Raw genomic sequence first — 2500 nt, forward strand, 5'->3', positions numbered from 1 at the left:
GCCCCAGTAAACGGCGGCCGTAACTATAACGGTCCTAAGGTAGCGAAATTCCTTGTCGGGTAAGTTCCGACCCGCACGAAAGGTGTAACGATTTGGGCACTGTCTCAACCAGAGACTCGGTGAAATTATAGTACCTGTGAAGATGCAGGTTACCCGCGACAGGACGGAAAGACCCCGTGGAGCTTTACTGTAGCCTGATATTGAATTTTGGTACAGTTTGTACAGGATAGGCGGGAGCCATTGAAACCGGAGCGCTAGCTTCGGTGGAGGCGCTGGTGGGATACCGCCCTGACTGTATTGAAATTCTAACCTACGGGTCTTATCGACCCGGGAGACAGTGTCAGGTGGGCAGTTTGACTGGGGCGGTCGCCTCCTAAAGTGTAACGGAGGCGCCCAAAGGTTCCCTCAGAATGGTTGGAAATCATTCGTAGAGTGCAAAGGCATAAGGGAGCTTGACTGCGAGACCTACAAGTCGAGCAGGGACGAAAGTCGGGCTTAGTGATCCGGTGGTTCCGCATGGAAGGGCCATCGCTCAACGGATAAAAGCTACCCCGGGGATAACAGGCTTATCTCCCCCAAGAGTCCACATCGACGGGGAGGTTTGGCACCTCGATGTCGGCTCATCGCATCCTGGGGCTGTAGTCGGTCCCAAGGGTTGGGCTGTTCGCCCATTAAAGCGGTACGCGAGCTGGGTTCAGAACGTCGTGAGACAGTTCGGTCCCTATCCGTCGTGGGCGTAGGAAATTTGAGAGGAGCTGTCCTTAGTACGAGAGGACCGGGATGGACGCACCGCTGGTGTACCAGTTGTTCTGCCAAGGGCATAGCTGGGTAGCTATGTGCGGAAGGGATAAGTGCTGAAAGCATCTAAGCATGAAGCCCCCCTCAAGATGAGATTTCCCATAGCGTAAGCTAGTAAGATCCCTGAAAGATGATCAGGTTGATAGGTTCGAGGTGGAAGCATGGTGACATGTGGAGCTGACGAATACTAATAGATCGAGGACTTAACCATATAATATGAAGCAAATGTTATCTAGTTTTGAAGGAATATGCCTTCATAGTTTGGTGATGATGGCAGAGAGGTCACACCCGTTCCCATACCGAACACGGAAGTTAAGCTCTCTAGCGCCGATGGTAGTTGGGACCTTGTCCCTGTGAGAGTAGGACGTCGCCAAGCAAAAACCTAAGTCGATTCGACTTAGGTTTTTTTATGTTTATTTTTATTTATCAGCTGTTATAATCTATAATTTTAATAGTCCTAAAGAAGAAAAAAGATAAAATAGAAACGATATAAAGTGATAAGAAGGTTATAAAGTAATATATTTAAATGTAAATTAAAGGTAAGAATTACCTTTTGCATGAATTTAGTTGTAAAATGAACAAAAAAATTTTTACTCTTACATAACCTCTTTGTTTTTTTAGGGTTTTACATAAGGCTGAATCTATAATTAAGGTAGTTAACATATATTTTTGATGGGTGTGGGGGATTATGAAAGAAATATGCATGTTATTAGTGGCTGTTATATTATGGGGGACAGCCATTGCGCCAACGAAATGGGCGTTAGAATCTATTCAACCGTTTACTTTGTTGTTTATTCGTCTTTTCTTTGCGGGTGGAATTTGTATGCTATTCTCATTTAAACAACTACAAAAATCAGTTGTACATAAAAAAGTTCCATGGAAAAGAATGAGTTTGTTAGCTTTTACCGGTGTAGCTGGATATTTTATGTTTACATCCTACGGCATTTCTTTAACAAGTGGATTACATGTTAGTATCATAGATGCTGCATTACCATTAGTTACAATTCTATTTTCAGCATTCTTTTTGAAAGAGAAAATTCGGTTGAATTATTGGATAGGAATTATATTGGGGGCTATAGGAGTACTCTTTATTACGATTCCATCTAAAGGTGTTGATCAAGAAGTATCTTTAATAGGAGATGTACTTATATTATTGAGCACTTTTCTATTTGCTTTCTACACAGTTTTGTTAAAACGACCAAAACAAGAACAGTATTTATCAAATGAGGTATTTACCACATTAACTTTAATTATCGGAGCTGTTATTCTATTGCCGTTTGCCTTGGTAGAAATTCTTTATTACGGTTTCCCAAAGATTGAAACTTGGAAAACGGGATTTAGTGTAATGTACCTTGTTATTGGAGCAACAATTTTAGCATATTGGTTCTGGAATAAAGCGCTAGAGAGAGTTTCTGCATCAGTAAGTGGATTATATTTAAATGCATTACCGTTAATAAGCATTGTTACTTCAATTATCCTATTAAATGAATCTCTGACATGGAGGGTAATAATGGGGGCAAGTCTAGTTTTAATTGGAGTAGGATGGGCGGATAAGCAAAAAATACGTAATCTATTAAAAGGTAATAAGGTGTAGAGTCGGGACTGTTAAACAGTATGTTTTATATAATTAAAAATGTTAAAAAGATACCTTATATATATGAGGTATCTTTTTATATTTAGCAAAGAAAATAGACTGAAATTA

General features: G+C 40.7%; 2 protein-coding genes and 2 rRNA genes (2 of these 4 only partly in view). 3 read left to right on the top strand and 1 reads right to left on the bottom strand.

Going from position 1 to position 2500, the window contains the following annotated elements:
* From F0362_RS01660 to F0362_RS01670, 3 genes are all read left to right on the top strand, one after another.
* Nucleotides 1-1009 (top strand): 23S ribosomal RNA (locus F0362_RS01660); it begins 1913 nt to the left of the window's first position.
* A gap of 49 nt (nt 1010-1058) precedes the next feature.
* Nucleotides 1059-1174, top strand: a 5S ribosomal RNA gene (gene rrf, locus F0362_RS01665).
* Between the two features lie 312 nt (nt 1175-1486).
* Entirely contained in the window at nt 1487-2392 is a 906-nt protein-coding gene (locus tag F0362_RS01670) for a DMT family transporter (protein ID WP_000658279.1), read from the top strand.
* A 105-nt stretch (nt 2393-2497) separates the two neighbouring features.
* On the opposite strand, the gene F0362_RS01675 is transcribed toward F0362_RS01670, so the two are convergent.
* Nucleotides 2498-2500, bottom strand: the 3' portion of a protein-coding gene (locus F0362_RS01675) for a sulfotransferase family 2 domain-containing protein (RefSeq protein WP_000460467.1). 789 nt of this gene lie beyond the right edge of the window; 3 of the gene's 792 nt are visible here — the last part of the coding sequence; its start codon lies off the right edge, out of view; the stop codon is at nt 2498-2500.

Origin of the sequence: Bacillus sp. BS98 (genome assembly GCF_008432245.1) — a bacterium.
Classification (GTDB): domain Bacteria; phylum Bacillota; class Bacilli; order Bacillales; family Bacillaceae_G; genus Bacillus_A; species Bacillus_A toyonensis.

Coding starts and splice junctions, on each gene's coding strand:
- F0362_RS01670 (WP_000658279.1), top strand. CDS start 1,487: ATGAAAGAAATATGCATGTTATTAGTGGCTGTTATATTATGGGGGACA.